The sequence below is a fragment of the Ruegeria intermedia genome (assembly GCF_900129345.1).
In the GTDB taxonomy this organism is placed as follows: domain Bacteria; phylum Pseudomonadota; class Alphaproteobacteria; order Rhodobacterales; family Rhodobacteraceae; genus Ruegeria; species Ruegeria intermedia.
Map to the genome: position 1 here is coordinate 1 of NZ_FQVK01000024.1, position 15648 is coordinate 15648.

Annotated in this window: 15 protein-coding genes; 3 read left to right on the plus strand and 12 right to left on the minus strand. The window is 64.1% G+C overall.

Going from position 1 to position 15648, the window contains the following annotated elements; genetic code table 11:
* Positions 1 to 91 precede the first annotated feature (91 nt).
* From arsC to F3H26_RS15320, 4 genes are read right to left on the minus strand one after another with little or no spacing between them, the layout of a single operon-like run.
* The gene (gene arsC, locus F3H26_RS15305; RefSeq protein ID WP_149776881.1) at positions 92 to 433 is read right to left on the minus strand and encodes an arsenate reductase (glutaredoxin); all 342 of its coding nucleotides are present in this window, start codon (positions 431 to 433) and stop codon (positions 92 to 94) included.
* Complete coding sequence (locus F3H26_RS15310) at positions 430 to 1488, minus strand: quinone-dependent dihydroorotate dehydrogenase (protein ID WP_149776882.1); 1059 nt, start codon at positions 1486 to 1488, stop codon at positions 430 to 432. Before F3H26_RS15310 ends, arsC begins: the two co-directional genes overlap by 4 nt.
* Entirely contained in the window at positions 1485 to 1916 is a 432-nt protein-coding gene (locus F3H26_RS15315; RefSeq protein WP_149776883.1) for a DUF1330 domain-containing protein, read from the minus strand. Before F3H26_RS15315 ends, F3H26_RS15310 begins: the two co-directional genes overlap by 4 nt.
* A complete protein-coding gene (locus F3H26_RS15320) occupies positions 1913 to 2251 on the minus strand; it encodes a DUF952 domain-containing protein (RefSeq protein WP_149776933.1) in 339 nt (112 codons plus the stop codon). Before F3H26_RS15320 ends, F3H26_RS15315 begins: the two co-directional genes overlap by 4 nt.
* 107 nt (positions 2252 to 2358) lie before the next feature.
* Here F3H26_RS15320 and F3H26_RS15325 point away from each other — a divergent pair, with 107 nt between their 5' ends.
* Positions 2359 to 3942, plus strand: a complete 1584-nt coding sequence (locus tag F3H26_RS15325) for a bifunctional metallophosphatase/5'-nucleotidase (RefSeq protein WP_149776884.1) — start codon at positions 2359 to 2361, stop codon at positions 3940 to 3942.
* Between the two features lie 58 nt (positions 3943 to 4000).
* Here the strand turns inward: F3H26_RS15325 and F3H26_RS15330 are convergent, their stop codons facing one another.
* A complete protein-coding gene (locus tag F3H26_RS15330; protein ID WP_223162528.1) occupies positions 4001 to 5653 on the minus strand; it encodes a tetratricopeptide repeat-containing sulfotransferase family protein in 1653 nt (550 codons plus the stop codon).
* A gap of 50 nt (positions 5654 to 5703) precedes the next feature.
* Here F3H26_RS15330 and F3H26_RS15335 point away from each other — a divergent pair, with 50 nt between their 5' ends.
* Together F3H26_RS15335 and mnmH are read left to right on the plus strand one after the other, a co-directional pair.
* On the plus strand, positions 5704 to 6372 hold the full coding sequence (locus F3H26_RS15335) for an SOS response-associated peptidase (protein WP_149776886.1): 669 nt from the start codon (positions 5704 to 5706) through the stop codon (positions 6370 to 6372).
* Positions 6373 to 6422: 50 nt separating this feature from the next.
* Complete coding sequence (mnmH, locus tag F3H26_RS15340; RefSeq protein WP_149776887.1) at positions 6423 to 7526, plus strand: tRNA 2-selenouridine(34) synthase MnmH; 1104 nt, start codon at positions 6423 to 6425, stop codon at positions 7524 to 7526.
* On the opposite strand, the gene selD is transcribed toward mnmH, so the two are convergent.
* From selD to F3H26_RS15375, 7 genes are read right to left on the minus strand one after another with little or no spacing between them, the layout of a single operon-like run.
* Positions 7466 to 9625: a selenide, water dikinase SelD gene (gene selD, locus F3H26_RS15345; RefSeq protein WP_149776888.1), complete on the minus strand. Its 2160-nt coding sequence runs from the start codon at positions 9623 to 9625 to the stop codon at positions 7466 to 7468. The two genes, mnmH and selD, sit on opposite strands and share 61 nt — an antisense overlap.
* A 5-nt stretch (positions 9626 to 9630) precedes the next feature.
* Positions 9631 to 10017 carry a Na+/H+ antiporter subunit G gene (locus F3H26_RS15350; RefSeq protein WP_149776889.1) on the minus strand — a complete coding sequence of 129 codons (387 nt, stop codon included), beginning with the start codon at positions 10015 to 10017 and terminating at the stop codon, positions 9631 to 9633.
* Positions 10018 to 10024: 7 nt separating this feature from the next.
* The gene (locus F3H26_RS15355; protein WP_149776890.1) at positions 10025 to 10294 is read right to left on the minus strand and encodes a K+/H+ antiporter subunit F; all 270 of its coding nucleotides are present in this window, start codon (positions 10292 to 10294) and stop codon (positions 10025 to 10027) included.
* The gene (locus F3H26_RS15360) at positions 10291 to 10788 is read right to left on the minus strand and encodes a Na+/H+ antiporter subunit E (protein WP_149776891.1); all 498 of its coding nucleotides are present in this window, start codon (positions 10786 to 10788) and stop codon (positions 10291 to 10293) included. The genes F3H26_RS15355 and F3H26_RS15360 overlap by 4 nt, the downstream gene beginning before the upstream one ends.
* Positions 10788 to 12347 (minus strand): monovalent cation/H+ antiporter subunit D, encoded by a 1560-nt coding sequence (locus F3H26_RS15365; protein ID WP_149776892.1) that lies wholly within the window; start codon positions 12345 to 12347, stop codon positions 10788 to 10790. The genes F3H26_RS15360 and F3H26_RS15365 overlap by 1 nt, the downstream gene beginning before the upstream one ends.
* The gene (locus F3H26_RS15370) at positions 12344 to 12703 is read right to left on the minus strand and encodes a Na+/H+ antiporter subunit C (protein ID WP_149776893.1); all 360 of its coding nucleotides are present in this window, start codon (positions 12701 to 12703) and stop codon (positions 12344 to 12346) included. Before F3H26_RS15370 ends, F3H26_RS15365 begins: the two co-directional genes overlap by 4 nt.
* Positions 12703 to 15576 carry a monovalent cation/H+ antiporter subunit A gene (locus F3H26_RS15375; RefSeq protein ID WP_149776894.1) on the minus strand — a complete coding sequence of 958 codons (2874 nt, stop codon included), beginning with the start codon at positions 15574 to 15576 and terminating at the stop codon, positions 12703 to 12705. The genes F3H26_RS15370 and F3H26_RS15375 overlap by 1 nt, the downstream gene beginning before the upstream one ends.
* Between the last annotated feature and the right edge of the window lie 72 nt (positions 15577 to 15648).

The following is a 15648-nucleotide window of genomic DNA, read 5'->3' on the forward strand; positions in this document are numbered from 1 at the left end:
TTCATAGCGACGTTGAGACATGCTGCTCTCCTCTTTCACAGAAGTGAATCAGAAACCCTCAAACGCCGATAGCGATTTATGAGTGTGTGACCTAGAGCAGGGTCAGCAGGTTCTCGGGCGGGCGACCGATGGCGGCCTTGTCGGCGGTGATCCCGATGGGGCGTTCGATGAGGATCGGGTTCTCGGCCATGGCCTGAACCAAGGCCTCTTCTGGTGTTTCCCTGCTCAGCCCCAGTTCCTTGAACCGCGCCTCGCCCCGGCGCATCATCTCGATCGCCGGGATGCCCAACCGGGACAGCACCGCGCGCAGCTCATCCGCGCTGGGCGCGTCCTCGAGGTATCTGCGAACGGTAACCTCGGCGCCGCGGTCCTGCAGCAGGGCCAGCCCGGCGCGCGATTTTGAACAGCGTGGGTTGTGCCAGTATTCGATCACAGCCAATCCTCTCGTTTGCTGCCGACGGCGTCGGCCACCGATTTGAACCCGTCCCGCGCCAGCAGGGCGTCCAGCCCTCGCGCGATCTCGGCCGCCAGCGACAGGCCGCCATAGACCATCGCGGTATAGAGCTGCACGGCCGAGGCCCCGGCGCAGATCTTGGCATAGGCCTGTTCGGCGGTGCTGATGCCGCCCACGCCGATCAACGGAATCTGCCCGCCGGTCAACTGGCTCAGCCGGGCCAGAACGCGGGTCGATTTCTCGAACAGGGGCGCGCCCGACAGTCCGCCGGCCTGATCCTTGTGCGGGCTGCGCAGCCCTTCGCGCGACAAGGTCGTGTTGGTGGCGATGACACCGTCGATACCCGTGTCACGGGCGACGTCGGCGATGTCCCGCAGTTCGTCATCCGCAAGGTCGGGGGCGATTTTCAGAAACACCGGGATCGGCCGCGCCAAGGCATCGCGGGTGTCCAGCACACCTGCCAGCAGGGCGCTCAGCGCCTCTTTGCCCTGCAGGTCGCGCAGCTTTTCGGTGTTGGGCGACGAGACATTCACCGTGGCGAAATCCAGCCATTGCCCGCAATGGGCCAGCACCTGCGCAAAATCCCGCGCCCGGTCGCTGCTGTCTTTGTTGGCGCCCAGGTTCAGGCCGATCACCGCGTCCTTGGGGCGGTGCGCCAGACGCCGGGCCATCGCCTCCATCCCTGCGTTGTTGAAGCCGAACCGGTTGACGGCGGCGCGGTCCTCGGAAAGGCGGAACAGGCGCGGCTTGGGGTTGCCCGGCTGCGGGCGCGGTGTGACGGCACCCACCTCGATAAACCCAAAGCCCGCGCGGGACAGCGGGCCCAGAACCTCGCCGTTTTTGTCGAACCCGGCGGCCAGCCCCACCGGGTTGGGCAGATCCAGCCCGGCCAGCTGCGTGCGCAAGCGCGGCGAGGTGACGGGACCGGGTGCCGGGGTCAGACCCGATTTCAGCGCCTTGATCGACAGGCCGTGCGCGGTTTCAGGGTCCAGGCGATGCAGGGCCGCCAGCGCAAGTTTCTCGGTCAGTTTCATCCGAAGGACGCTCCGGTTGGGGCGGGGGCGGTGCGGATCAGGCGCGAGTCGGCCACAGCCGCCTGCCGGTGAATGACCGCCGCGCGGTAGGCCGGTTCGGTCACCATCTCCAGAAACGCATGGGCCGAGGGGTAGCGGGCGATGAACATCTCGTCCCATACCTCGTCCTGCGGGCCGATCAGCGTTGTCTGGAACGTGCCGCGCCAGATGATCGCGGCCCCCAGCCGCGCGATGATCGGCGCGGTTTCGGCCCCGTACCGGCGATAGGCTTCGGCGCCGCTCAGCCCCGCGCCGGCCAGATCGTGGCCTGCGGGATAGGCGGCCTTGGCGCGGAGCCGCACAAGGTTCAGCATCTCGATCGGGTGGTCGCGGTCCAGCGCCTTGAACGCCTCGAACTGGGCGCGGTCGGGGTCGATATGGCTGGTCATTGCATCTCCTCGGGGAAGCGGTGCGCGCCGTTTTCCAGCGGCAGCGGCTTGGCCCAGACCACATCGGCCATGCGCATGTTGCGATAGAGATGCGGGAACAGGGCCCCGCCGCGCGAGACCTCCCATTTCAGATCATCGCCCATTTTCTGGGCATCGCAGGCCACGAGGGTCAGGTTTTCGGCCCCGGCAAAGTGCTTGGCCGCGGTTTCCGCCGCCTGTTCTGCCGTGGAAAAATGCACAAACCCATCGGTCACGTCGATGGGTGCGCCCCGGGTTTCGCCCTGTGCCTGCAGGGCCGCCCATTCCTCGGCCCGGAATATCTTGTAGATCAGCATGGCGCCGTGATGCCCCGCGCGCGGGGTAGAATCAAGCCGCATTTCCCCCTTTGACTCTTTGCCGCCCTCGGCGCACGATCCTGACAATCAATAACAGGGAGTTTCAAATGATTACCCGTTTCCTGACATCCGTCGCGGCCCTTGGCCTGACCGCAGGCATGGCGGCGGCCGACTACAAGCTGACCATTCTGCACACCAACGACCTGCACAGCCGCATAGAGTCCATCAACAAGTATGACTCGACGTGCGATGCGGAAGGCGAGGCCGAAGGCAAGTGCTTTGGCGGGGTTGCGCGGCTCAAAACCGTAGTCGATGCCAAACGTGCTGAAATGCCTGACGCCAACCTGTTGCTGTTGGATGCAGGTGACCCATTCCAGGGGTCCTTGTTCTACACGACCTACAAGGGTGCGGCGGAAGCCGAGTTCATGGAGGCGATCGGATATGATGTAATGGCTGTCGGCAATCACGAGTTCGATGACGGCCCGGCGGGGCTTGCCGCTTTCATCGATGCCGTCAGCTTTCCGGTGATTTCTGGAAATCTCGACCTGTCTTCGTCCGCAGAGCTGAAAGGCAAAGTCCAGAACCACGTCGTTCTGGAGGTCGGAGGGCAAAAGATCGGGATCATTTCGGCGCTGGCTACGGACACTGTCGAAACGTCGAGCCCGGGCAAGGATGTCGTGTTCCAAGACGAGATTGACAGCTTGGCCGCCGACGTGGCCGCACTCGAGGCGGAAGGTGTAAACATCATCATCGCGCTGAACCACGTGGGTCTGGCGAAGGATATTGAGATTGCCGAAAAGGTTCCGGGCATTGACCTTGTCGTCGGTGGGCATTCGCACACACTGTTGTCCAACACCGATGATGGTGCGGCAGGACCCTACCCGATGATGGTCGGCGATGTGCCGGTCGTACAAGCCTATGCCTATTCCAAGTACCTTGGCGAGATCGAACTGACTTTTGACGACGATGGAAACCTGGTTTCGGCTCAGGGCGAACCGATTCTTCTGGACGCGTCCATAACGCCCGATCCCGATATTGCCGCACGTGTGGCCGAGATGGGTGCCCCGATCGAGGAAATGAAGAAACGCGTCGTCGCCTCGGCCTCCGATGCGATCGAAGGATCGCGCGACATCTGCCGCGTGCAGGAATGCGAGATGGGCAATCTGGTGGCCGACGCCATGCTGGCGCGGGTCGCCGATCAGGGCGTTCAGATCGCCATCGCCAACTCGGGCGGCCTGCGCGCCTCGATCGACGCGGGCGACGTGACCATGGGCGAGGTGCTGACCGTTCTGCCCTTCCAGAACACGCTTTCGACCTTCGAGATCAGCGGCCAGGGCATCATCGATGCGCTGGAGAACGGGGTCAGCCAGGTAGAAGAGGTCAAGGGCCGCTTTCCGCAGGTTGCCGGGCTGAAATTCACCTGGGATCCGTCGGTTGCCCCCAACGAAGGCCGTATCGTCGAGGTGCTGGTGGCCGAGGGCGACAGCTATGTGCCGATCGATCCGAACAAGACCTATCTGGTGGTCACCAACAACTATGTCCGCAATGGCGGGGACGGGTACAAGATGTTCACGGGCGACGACAAGAACGCCTATGATTTCGGCCCCGATCTGGCGGATGTGACCGCTGAATACCTGGCGGCGAATGCACCCTACACGCCTTACCTGGACGGTCGCATTCAGAGGAAGTGATCGCAGACAAAAGAACAAAGGCCGCATCCGGGGATGCGGCCTTTTTCGTTGGCGGGTCTCAGCCGAACTCGTATTCCGGCCACAGATCCGGGTCGAACCCGTCCAGCATGGGGCGGATGTGATCGGCGACCTTGCGCCAGCCCCCGATCGACTTGGTCGAGATCTTTTTGCGCACCTGATCGATACTGGCGGTGCGCACCTGTTTCTTGTTTTCCTCCGGGTGCATCATGCTTTCCTGCCAGTCGATCCCGCAGAACGCGGCCACCTGCTTGCTGTAGGTTTCCGGGTCGGCCACCAGGTTTTCGTATTGAACCGTCAGAATCCGGTCACCGAAGATGGCATCCCAATGCTGCATGTAGCGCCGATACAGGTTGGCCGAATGCGCGATGGAGTTCAGGTTCGACGCGTATCGCATTCCGCCCGCGGGAAAACGGCGAATCCATTTCGACAGCCCGACATCGCGCGGGTCGCGCAGCATGTGCACGATCTTGGCATTGGGGAAGGCCGAGAGGATGAAGCCCACGCGCTGATAGTTGTGAGGCATCTTGTCCACGAAGGCGATCGACCCGTCGGGGATCGGAGGCATCAGCTCGCGGAACTCTTCGGCGAATCTGCGGGCCTCGACGTCGTCGAACGGCTGGTTTTCATCCGAGTAGACCGCCGACAGATCGGCGGCAAGGGTCAGCTCTCCGCAACCGGCGACATCGGGGACCGAGCTCAGCATCATCTCCATCAGCGTCGTGCCCGAGCGCGGCTGCCCGAGCACGAAAATGGGCAGAGGGACGTCCTCGACGCCCGAACTGGGAACGGCCTCCGGCGAGGGGAACAGGGATTTGATCCGCTCGAATTTCTTCTCCTCGGCGCCGAAATCGTATGGATTTTCCGCGTGTTGGGCGGCATTGGCGCGGGCGAACTGCGGCAGCGCGGCCTCCAGGCCCTCGATCTTCGACTCAAGCTGGGCCTTGGCGAATTCCAGCGTCGAATCCCTGTGGTCGATTTCGGCCATCGCCGCCTCGACCTGCGGCAGCAGCGACTTGGCCTGCTCGCTGTCGACCATCGACGACAGCTGATACAAGGCCGAAATGTGGTGTGGCTCCTGTTCCAGAATGCGCCACAGAATCTCGGCGCACCCCGCCTTGTCTCCCGCCTGATGCAGATCGACCGCCTTTCGGAACGCGATCCCCATGTCGTCGGGCGCCAGTTCATAGGCCCGCGCGATGTCGCGCGAGCTGGCCTCGACAAAGCCCAGTTTGCCGTAGGCCCGGCCGCGCGAGGCCAGAAGCTTGGGGTTGTCGGGATCGTTCTTCAGCTTTTCGGTGGCGTTTTCGACGATGCTGCGCCAGTTCTGGCCCTTGAGCTTGATTTCATCGATGACGCGGATGATTTCCGGGTTGCCCGGAAATTTGTCCAACATCCGTTCGGAATAGGCCAGGGCCTGAGCGATCTGCCCGGTCTGCATCAGCGCATTGGCGAGGTTTTCCACGAATTGCGGGTCATCCGGCTTCAGGCGTGACGCCTCCTGAAAATGGGGGATGGATTTCTTGTACTGCTTCATCTCGGTCAGCACGAAGCCGGCGATGGCGTGAAAATCCGCATCCTTCGGGAATTTCTTGGTGCCCAGCGTTGCCTTTTTCAGGGCCTGAGGAAATTTGCCCGCCTCGAGATCGGCCAATGCCTTGGCCTTGAGAGAATTTGGTGCTTGAGTTGCCATGAAACTATGCGCCGCTCGATCCTGTTTTTCCGCTGCTAGGTTCATTGCCCATGTGTGGACGGTTTGCAATAACTCTTCCCAATGATGCCATGGCGCAGCTGTTTGCCGCACGCCCGGCGAATGATCTGCCGCCAGTGCCCAACTACAATGTCTGTCCGACAAACCCGGTGCATGTCGTCCGCGCCGGGGAAACGGGGCGCAGGCTGGATCCGTTGCGTTGGGGGTTTCTGCCGCATTGGTACAAGTCGGAAAATGACGGCCCGCTTCTGATCAATGCGCGGGCCGAGACCCTGGCGGACAAGCCGGCCTTTCGCGCCGCCTGCCGGGATCGGCGCTGCATTGTCGTGGCCACGGGCTTCTATGAATGGACCAAGGACGCGGATGGCGCGCGCCTGCCGTGGTATTTCCACCGCCGCGACGGCGCCCCCATCGCCTTTGCCGGGATCTGGCAGGACTGGGGGCCGCCCGAAGCCCGCCGCGGCACCTGCGCCATCGTGACCACCGCCGCAAACTCGCGGGTCAAGGCCATCCACCACCGCATGCCTCTGATCCTCGAGCCGCAAGACTGGGCGCTGTGGCTGGGCGAAGCCGGCAAAGGGGCTGCACGCCTTATGCGCCCCGGCCCCGAGGACCTGCTGGAGTTCTATCGGGTCAGTACTGCGGTCAACTCGAACCGGGCCAGCGGTCCGCAGCTGATCGCGCCAATCGCCGAGGGCTGATCGCTCGGTCGCGGGTTTCCATTGAGCCCCGGCGGCGCTAGACCTTGTCCATGGCAATCGAATTCCCAGACCTGACCGCGTTCTACACCCACGGGTTCGACACGGTGATCGACGTACGCAGCCCGGCGGAATATGCCGAAGACCACGCCCCCGGCGCCATCAACCGGCCGGTTCTGAACAACGAAGAGCGCGCCCGCGTCGGCACCATCTATGTGCAGCAAAGCCCGTTTCTGGCCCGCAAGCTGGGCGCGGCGCTGGTGTTCCGCAATGCCGCTGACCACATCGAAAACCGCCTGAGCCATCACGACGGCGGCTGGCGCCCCCTGGTCTATTGCTGGCGCGGGGGGCAGCGATCGGGGTCGTTCACCTGGATGCTGCAGCAGATCGGCTGGCGCGCCGAGGTCGTCTCGGGCGGGTACCGCACCTATCGGCGGCTTGTGAACCGGTTTCTGTATGACGACCCGCTGCCGCACCGGCTGGTGGCGTTGGACGGATATACCGGCTCCGCCAAGACCGAGCTTCTGGCGCGCTTGCGCCAGAGGGGCGTGCAGATTCTGGACCTCGAGGCGCTGGCCAATCACCGGGGCTCGCTTCTGGGCGAGCAACCGGGCGGCCAACCCAGCCAGAAGGCTTTCGAATCCGCGCTCGCCGCGGCGCTGATTGCGCTGGACCCTTCGCGCCCCGTGGTGGTCGAGGCCGAATCTTCGAAGATCGGGACGCTGATCCTGCCGCCCTCGGTCTGGAAGGCGCTGCGGGTTGCGCCGCGCATTCGGATCACGGCGCCGATCGCGGCCCGTACCGCCTATCTGGTGTCGGCCTATGACGACATCCTGTCCGACCCCGAGCGGTTGAAGGAACGTCTGGCACCACTGCGCCACCATCGCGGCCACGATGTCGTGGATGGCTGGTTCGATCTGATCGCCCAAGGTGACAAGGCCGGGCTGACCCGTGCCCTGATGGAGCAGCATTATGATCCGGCCTATGAAAAATCGCGCCGCGTCCACAAGGTGGATGTGATGGCGCAACTGCAGGCGGAGTCGCTTACCGCAGCAGCGCTGGACACTCTGGCGTCGCAAATCGAAGGGCTGTTGGCTCAGCCCCGCAGCTTCAGCCCCGGAGCCTCGACCAGTTCACCCACGATTTCGGCCGGATAACCCGCAGCCCGCAGCCGATCGCGCAGGGCCATGGCCGCGTCGGGTTGGACGGCAGCCAGCAGACCTCCGGCGGTTTGGGGGTCGAACAGCAGATCGGCCTTTCCGCCTTCGGGCAACTCGGGAACGATCGCACGGTTGTCCGCAAACAGGGTCGAGCGGATTCCGTCGTGGCTCAGCTCCAGCGCGCCGTCCATGACCGGCATCGCGTTCAGGTCCAGAATTGCGCCGCAGCCCGAGGCCTCGCACAGCCCGGCCAGATGCCCGGCCAGCCCAAAGCCGGTGACGTCGGTCATCGCATGCGCCGCGCTCAGAATGCGCGCCGCCTCGCCCTGGGGCTGCGTCATCAGATCATATGCCGCCTGCACCCAGTCGCCGCGCGCATCACCGGACATTTCGGCGGCCATGAGGACCCCGCTGCCCAAGGGCTTGGTCAGCAACAGCGCGTCGCCCGGCCGTCCGCCGGACAGGGTGATCGGGGCGGTGTCGCACAGGCCGGTCACCGTGAAGCCGATGGTCATCTCGTCGCCCATCGAGCTGTGGCCGCCGACGATCTCGGCCCCGGCCTGCCGCATGGCCCGGGTCGCGGTCTCCATGATTTCCGCCATCGTCCGGTTCTGCAGTTGCGCGGACATGCGCGGCAGGATCAGGGTTGCCGTGGCGGCGTTGGGCGCGGCGCCCATCGCCCATATGTCCCCCAACGCATGCACGGCGGCAATCCGGGTCATCAGTACCGGGTCGGCGACGAAGGCTCTGAGGTGGTCGGTGGTCATCACCATCCGGGCCGTGCCGACGGTCAGCAGCGCGGCGTCATCCCCGGGCAGAGGCGTGATATCCGGGCGGTCGCTGCCGGGCAGGGCCGACAGCGCCGCGCGCAGCGCGCCGCGCCCGACCTTGGCCCCGCAGCCGCCGCACATGGGCTTGTCTCCCAACGCCTCGCGCAGGCCGGCGGCGTGGTGGCGCGGCAGGGGTGGGGCCGCCATGCGTGGCAGGTCGCGAAACCGGTCCATGAATTTCCGGTCGATGCGGTCCTTCCATCTCCACATCAGCGGGCCGCTGAAAGATGTGCCCAGCCGCTCGGCCAGCGCCGATTTTTCGCCCAGTGAAATCAGTTTGAGGTAGTCCTTCTGCGGCCGGTACCGCCGCATCCGCCCCGCCCCCAACGCGGCGCGCAGGTTGTCGAACAGCACCGGTGCCTCGCGGACCGCAAAGACGCCCGCCTTGGGCCGGGGATCTTCGGACAGGTGCGCGCAGTCGCCGGCCGCAAAGACCGACGGGTCGCTGGACTGCAGGTGGCTGCTCACGCGGATGAACCCCTCGTGCAGGGCCAGACCGGTCTGCGCGATCCAGTCATAGGGGCGCGCGCCTGCGGCTCCGGTCACGAAATCTGCGGCGATGTGGCGACCATCTGCCAGTTCCACGTGATCCGGTCCGACGCGAAGAATGCCGGTTTGTTCGATGCAGTCGATGCCAAGGCCGTGCATGGTCCGACGAAGGGTCGCCGCCGCCTTGGAACCAACCGCCGACAAGGCCCGGTCGCGGTCGATCAGCGTCACTTGCGCCTTGCGGTTGCGCACGCGCAGGGCATGGGCCATGGCCATGACCAGTTCGACCCCGGCGACCCCGCCGCCGATGACCGCAACCGAGGCCGGACCCGAGCCTTGCAGATAGGCGGCCCAGCGCGCGGCAAACGGACCCAGCGGCTTGGCCGGTACCGCATGGTCGGCAAAACCGGGCAGGTCGGGCATGTCGGACGTGATCCCCACATTGACCGAGGCCACGTCGAAGCCGATCTCGGGGTGGCCGGGCACCTGAACGACGCGACGTTCGGGATCAAGCCCGGTGGCGGGGCCAAGGATGAGCCGGGCGCCGGCGAACCGCGCCAGGCGCACCAGGTCGATATCGAGATCTTCCCGCGCATAGTGCCCCGCGACAAAGCCGGGCAACATGCCGGAATAGGGGGGCGTCGGCCCCGGGTTTATCACGGTCACACGCACGCCCGGCAGCGGGTTCATGCCCCATTTGCGCAGCACCAGAGCATGGGTGTGGCCTCCGCCGATCAGAACCAGATCGCGGGTCAGGGGCAGGGGGGGCGTTTGCATGCGGCTCAGTTCTTGCTGTGGTCCGGGACGTCTTCCATCTGCTCGACCGCGTGGGTGGCCCACAGGCCATCCTCGCCGGCATCGGGCAGGTTCTCGGGCTTTTCATGGCGGTGAATGTGCCATTTGGCAATGAACAGGGCCGTGATCGGCGCGGTCAGGAACAGAAACAGGGTAATCAGCAGTTCGTGCATCGACAGGCGCCCCTCGACCAAAACCGAATGGCAGATCGAGGCCAGCAGAACGCCGCCCACGCCCAGCGTGGTTGCCTTGGTGGGCGCATGCAGGCGCGACATCGGGTCTTTCAGCTTGATCATACCAAACGAGCCGACAAAGCCGAAGATGCCCGACACGATCAGGAAAAACGCGATCAGCAGTTCAAACAGAAACTCCATGCCGGCCTCACTCGATGATGTTTCCGCGCAGCATGAAGCGCGCGTAGGCCACGGTCGAGACAAAGCCCAGCATGGCGATGATCATCGCGGATTCGAAGAAGATCTCGGTTCCGACGGCAAGGCCATACAGGATCATCAGGGCGATGGTGTTGATGACCATGGTATCCAGCGCCAGCACGCGGGTCCCGACGCCGTCGGCGGTGATAATCCGCCAAAGACACATCATGATCGCGGCGCCGAAACAGGCAAAGGCAAAGTATATGGCATAGTCGATCATTCGAAGATCTCCTTCAGGCGGCGCTCGTACCGCTGTTTGATCTGGTCGCGGACGGCGGCCGGATCGGGGGCGTCCAGACAATGCACCAGCAGGCAGTGGCCTTGGGCGGACAGGTCGCAGCTGACGGTTCCGGGCGTCATCGTGATGGTGCCGGCCAGAACGGTGATCGCCTCGGGGGTGCGCAGGTCAAGCGGGATCGAGACCCAGTTGGGCTGGCGCTCGGCATCCGGCTTGAACAGGATGATCCGGGCGACGGTGATGTTGGCCATCACGATGTCCCACAGCACCACCAGGATGTATTCCACCACCATCGGCCAGTTGCGCAGCACCGGACGGTCGGGCCAGTAGGGCTGTGTGATGAAGGGGATGACGATACCCAGAAGCAGCCCGAAGACCAGCGAATTCAGCGACGGCGCGTTGGCCAGCAGCACCCAGACGATCGTCAGCAGAAAGCTCAGATGCGGGTGGGGAAATATCCGGCGCAGCAGTTTCATCAGTCGTCACCTCCCAATACGGCCGAGATGTACTGTTCCGGCGCGAACAGTTGCGCCGCCGTTGCGCGAGTGTAGTCCAGCGCAGGCCCGGCGAACAGGGTCAGCAGGACCAGCCCCGCGACGAGGCCGAAGACCGAAGTGAACGCAAGGCCGGGCTGCGGCTCGGGCGGCGGCGGTGGCGCGGGGTCTGCGTCTTCGGGGGCGGTTTCCGCTTCGGGGGTCGGATCATCCTGCGTGCTGGCGTCGTGACTTTTCCAAAAGATCAACGAGCCGGCACGCGCAAGCCCCACGATGGTGACGAACGAGCCGATCAGGACCACGGCCCAGATGGCGGTGGCATCGGGCGCGTTCCGCGCGGCATCCAGCACCAGCAGTTTTCCGATGAAGCCCGACAGGGGCGGCATGCCGGCCATGGCGATTGCGCCGACGAAAAACAGTGTGGCAATCAGCCCGTTTTGCGGCATCGGCGGCCGCGGCCCGATCACCCCGCTGCGGCGTTGCATGACCAGATCGGCCACCAGGAACAGAAGCGCAGTCGCCAGAGTCGAGTGGTAGACATAATACAGGGCCGCGGCGGTCGCGACCTCGGTGAACAGCGAAATGGCGACCAGCAGCGTTCCCATCGAGGCAATGGCGCAGAAAGCCACCATTCGGGCGATATGCTGAGTTCCCAATATGCCGATGGATCCGATGGCCAGCGTCACCAACGCGGCCGGTTGCAGCCAGTCGCCGACCAGTCCGTGCGAAACCGGCACGTCCGGGCCGAAGACCAGCGTATAGACCCGTAGGATCGAGTAGGCCCCCACCTTGGTCATGATCGCGAACAAGGCGGCCACCGGCAGCGGCGCATTGGCATAGCTGGCCGGCAGCCAGAAATGCAGCGGCAGGACGGCGGCCTTGATGCAGAAGACCAGCAGCAGCAGAACCGCACCCACGCGCAACAGGGCGGTGTCTTCGGGCGGGATCTCGGCCACGCGCAGGGCCAGGTCGGCCATGTTCAGCGTTCCGGTCACCGAATAGATCGTGCCCAGTGCAAACAGGAACAAGGTCGACCCCAGCAGGTTGTAGGTGACGTATTGCACCCCCGCCTTCAGACGCACGGCACCTCCGCCATGGGTCATCAGGCCGTAGGAGGCGATCAGCAGCACCTCGAAGAACACGAACAGGTTGAAGGCATCCCCAGTCAGGAAGGCGCCGCAAACCCCCATCAGCTGAAATTGGAACAGCGGGTGGAAATGATTGCCGCGCTCGTCCCAGCCCGAGGCGATGGCGTACAGCACGATGGGCAAGGCCAGCAGGGCCGTCAGCAGCACCATCATCGCCGACAGCCGGTCAAGCACCAGCACGATGCCGAACGGCGCGGGCCAGTTGCCAAGCTCGTAAACATGAATGTCGCCACCCGCCGCCTGCGCTGTGATGGTCAGCGCGATGCCCAGCAGGCCCACTACGCCCGCCACCGAAAAGATGCGCTGCAGGTCCAGATGATAACGCAGGACCATGATGATGAACGGGGCCAGGATCGCGGGCAGGACGATCGGCGCAACGATCCAGTGGTTCATGCGTCTTCTCCTGCGTCGTCCACGCTGTCGCGCGCGGACATGTCTATGTGGTCATCCTTGGCCGAGAGATAGGCGCCCAACGCGATCATCACGATCACCGCCGTCATCCCGAACGAGATCACGATGGCCGTCAGCACCAGCGCCTGCGGCAGCGGGTCGGTGTAGGGAACGTCCTCGTATTTGTTCAGCACCGCCGGCGCGTTCACCGCCAGCCGTCCCGTGGCGAACAGGAACACGTTGACCGCATAGGTCAGCAGGGACAGGCCCAGGATCACCGGAAAGGTCCGGCGGCGCAGGATCAGAAAGATACCTGCGGCGGTCAGCACGCCGACGGCCGATGCGACGAGAGCTTCCATCAGCCCTGCTCCTTCTTTTCTTGTTCTTCTTCGATCAGGGCATCGCGCAACGGGTTGATGTCCATCGGGAATTCCTGTGCCATGCCGGGCCGCCAGGCCAGGCGCGACAGGCTGTCCAGCGCCAGCATCACGGCGCCAAGAACCGCCAGAAACACGCCGGTGTCGAACAGCATGGCCGTGGCCCATTCGAACTCTTCCAGAGGCCGCCAGTGCAGATAGCCGAAATCGCTGGTCAGGAAGGGCCGTTCGTTGAACCAGGCGCCCAGACCCGTGGCCGCGGCGATCAGAACGCCCCAGCCGATGGTGCCGTGATAGTAGAACCGCTGCCGCTCGATGGCCCAGGTATAGCCGCTGGCCATGTACTGCATCAGGAAGGCGATCGCGACCACCAGACCGGCGATGAACCCGCCTCCGGGCTGGTTGTGGCCGCGGAAGAAGATGTAGGCCCCCACCATCAGGGCGATCGGCATCAACACGCGCGTTGCAACAACCATCATCAGCGGGTGCGAGTCACCCGATTGCGGCCAGTGAGGTTTGCGGTTCAGCAGGTAGGCGCGCACGCTGGTGCCCAGCACGGCGTCGGTCAGGGCATAGATGATCAGCGCCGCGATCCCCAGCACGATGATCTCGCCGAAGGTATCGAAACCGCGGAAATCCACCAGGATCACGTTGACCACGTTGGTGCCGCCGCCGCCCTTGTAGGAATTGGCAAGGTGAAACTGCGAAATCGTCGGGAAGGCGAAATCGCGCAGCATGAGCGCATAGATCAAGCCCCCGGCGCCGATACCGGCCACCACCGAAATGGCGGCATCACGCCAACGCCGTGCCGCGCTGCTGTCCCATGGGGTCTCGGTCGGCAGGAAGTTCAGCGACAGCAACAGCAGGATCATGGTCACGACTTCGACCGAGATCTGCGTCAGGGCCAGATCGGGCGCGGACAGATAGTTGAATGCCATCGACACGATCAGGCCGACGACACCGATCAGAACCAGCGACAGCAGCCGGTTCCGGTGGAACCACATGATGCCCATCGTCGCCACGATCAGGCACAGCCAACCGATGATCGGGATGATGGGGGCCGGCAGCGGAACCCGCGTTTCCACGCCAATCGTGCCGGTCGAATAGGCATAGTATCCAAGGCCGACCGTAAAGGCGATCAGGATGATCGCGTAGCGGCTGATGACACCGTTGTGCAGCTCGTCCGTGATCCAGCGACTGACGGCGGTCAACGCGCCGATGACGGCGTCGAAGATGGTCTTGGCCTCCGGGCGGGGCAGGGCGTTCCAGACGGTTTCGCCGCGACGGTGCAAAGCCAACAGGAACAGACCGCCCAGCGTGGCGACGATCGACATGTAAAGCGCCGGCGTGAATCCGTGCCACAGTTTCAGGGAATAATAGGGCAGCTTCTCGCCGCCGATGACCGCGGAAGACACAACCGCAACCAGGGGGCCGACGATGGTGGCTGAGTTCAGGCCGATCAGCACGACCAGAACCACCAGGAACGCGGGGGCCAGCCACAGGCCGGCGGGCGGGTCGTGCGGATGGGCGGGATAGTCGTCCCGCGCGGGGCCCAGAAACACATGGCTGATGAAGCGGAAGGAATAGGCCGCAGAAAAGATCGCGGCCAGCAGCGCCAGCCCCGGCACCAGATAGTGGGAATTGCGCCAGACGGTGTGGACCGTCTCTTCCAGCATCATCTCTTTCGACAGGAAGCCGTTCAGCGGCGGAATGCCCGCCATCGACAGCGCGGCGATGGTGCCAATGGTGAAGGTAAGCGGCATCAGGTGCCGCAGCCCGCCCAGCCGCTTGATGTCGCGGGTGCCGGTTTCGTGGTCGACGATCCCGGCGGTCATGAACAGGGCGGCCTTGAAGGTGGCGTGGTTGATGATGTGGAAGATGGCGGCCACGACCGCGATCTTGGTGCCGAACCCCAGCAGCATCGTGACCAGCCCCAGATGCGACACCGTCGAAAAGGCCAGCAGCGCCTTGAGGTCATCCTTGAACAGCGCGATCACCGCGCCGATCAGCATGGTGACAAGGCCAGTGGTGGCGACGATGTAGAACCACGCCTCGGTCCCGGCCAGAACCGGCCACATGCGCGCCATCAGGAACAGACCAGCCTTCACCATTGTCGCCGAGTGCAGGTACGCCGACACCGGCGTTGGCGCGGCCATGGCATGCGGCAGCCAGAAATGGAACGGGAACTGGGCCGACTTGGTGAAACACCCCAGCAGGATCAGTATCAACGCCGGCAGATAGTAGGGCGAGGCCTGGATCAACTCGCGGTTTTGCAGGATGACGCTCAGGTCATAGGACCCCACGATATTGCCCAGGATCAGCATCCCCGCGATCATCGCCAGCCCGCCGGACCCCGTGACCGCCAGCGCCATCCGCGCGCCCTGGCGCCCTTCGGGCAGGTGTTTCCAATACCCGATCAGCAGGAACGAACTGAGCGAGGTCAGTTCCCAGAAAATCAGCAAAAGCAAGATGTTGTCAGACAGAACGATCCCAACCATCGCGCCCTGGAACAGCAGCAGATAGGTATAGAACTGCCCCATCGGATCCTCGCGCGACAAGTAGAACCGCGCGTACAGAATGATCAGCAGGCCGATGCCAAGGATCAGCAGGGCAAACATGAATCCCAGCCCGTCCAGCATGAAATTGGCGTTCAGCCCGAGCCCGGGAATCCAGTCGAACCGGGCGGTCACCACCGTGCCGCTCATGACGTCCGGGATGTGGATCAACAGCCCCATGAGCGCAAGAAACGTGGTCAGCCCGGCGGCCGAGGCCGCCGCATTGCGACCGGCTCGGATCAGCAGGGCCGGGAAGACAGCGCCAAGAAACGGAAGGGCCGCGATGAGGAATAGGGACAAGTGCGATACTCCGGGCTGAGCGGTCAGGGTGGGCTTGAATTTGTAAGGATAATTTATTGGCTGTCCAGCTAT

Coding starts and splice junctions, on each gene's coding strand:
- F3H26_RS15370 (WP_149776893.1), bottom strand. CDS start 12,703: ATGGAAGCTCTCGTCGCATCGGCCGTCGGCGTGCTGACCGCCGCAGGT.
- F3H26_RS15360 (WP_149776891.1), bottom strand. CDS start 10,788: ATGAAACTGCTGCGCCGGATATTTCCCCACCCGCATCTGAGCTTTCTG.
- F3H26_RS15365 (WP_149776892.1), bottom strand. CDS start 12,347: ATGAACCACTGGATCGTTGCGCCGATCGTCCTGCCCGCGATCCTGGCC.
- F3H26_RS15320 (WP_149776933.1), bottom strand. CDS start 2,251: ATGCTGATCTACAAGATATTCCGGGCCGAGGAATGGGCGGCCCTGCAG.
- F3H26_RS15355 (WP_149776890.1), bottom strand. CDS start 10,294: ATGATCGACTATGCCATATACTTTGCCTTTGCCTGTTTCGGCGCCGCG.
- F3H26_RS15325 (WP_149776884.1), top strand. CDS start 2,359: ATGATTACCCGTTTCCTGACATCCGTCGCGGCCCTTGGCCTGACCGCA.
- F3H26_RS15310 (WP_149776882.1), bottom strand. CDS start 1,488: ATGAAACTGACCGAGAAACTTGCGCTGGCGGCCCTGCATCGCCTGGAC.
- F3H26_RS15315 (WP_149776883.1), bottom strand. CDS start 1,916: ATGACCAGCCATATCGACCCCGACCGCGCCCAGTTCGAGGCGTTCAAG.
- selD (WP_149776888.1), bottom strand. CDS start 9,625: ATGCAAACGCCCCCCCTGCCCCTGACCCGCGATCTGGTTCTGATCGGC.
- F3H26_RS15350 (WP_149776889.1), bottom strand. CDS start 10,017: ATGGAGTTTCTGTTTGAACTGCTGATCGCGTTTTTCCTGATCGTGTCG.
- F3H26_RS15330 (WP_223162528.1), bottom strand. CDS start 5,653: ATGGCAACTCAAGCACCAAATTCTCTCAAGGCCAAGGCATTGGCCGAT.
- mnmH (WP_149776887.1), top strand. CDS start 6,423: ATGGCAATCGAATTCCCAGACCTGACCGCGTTCTACACCCACGGGTTC.
- F3H26_RS15335 (WP_149776886.1), top strand. CDS start 5,704: ATGTGTGGACGGTTTGCAATAACTCTTCCCAATGATGCCATGGCGCAG.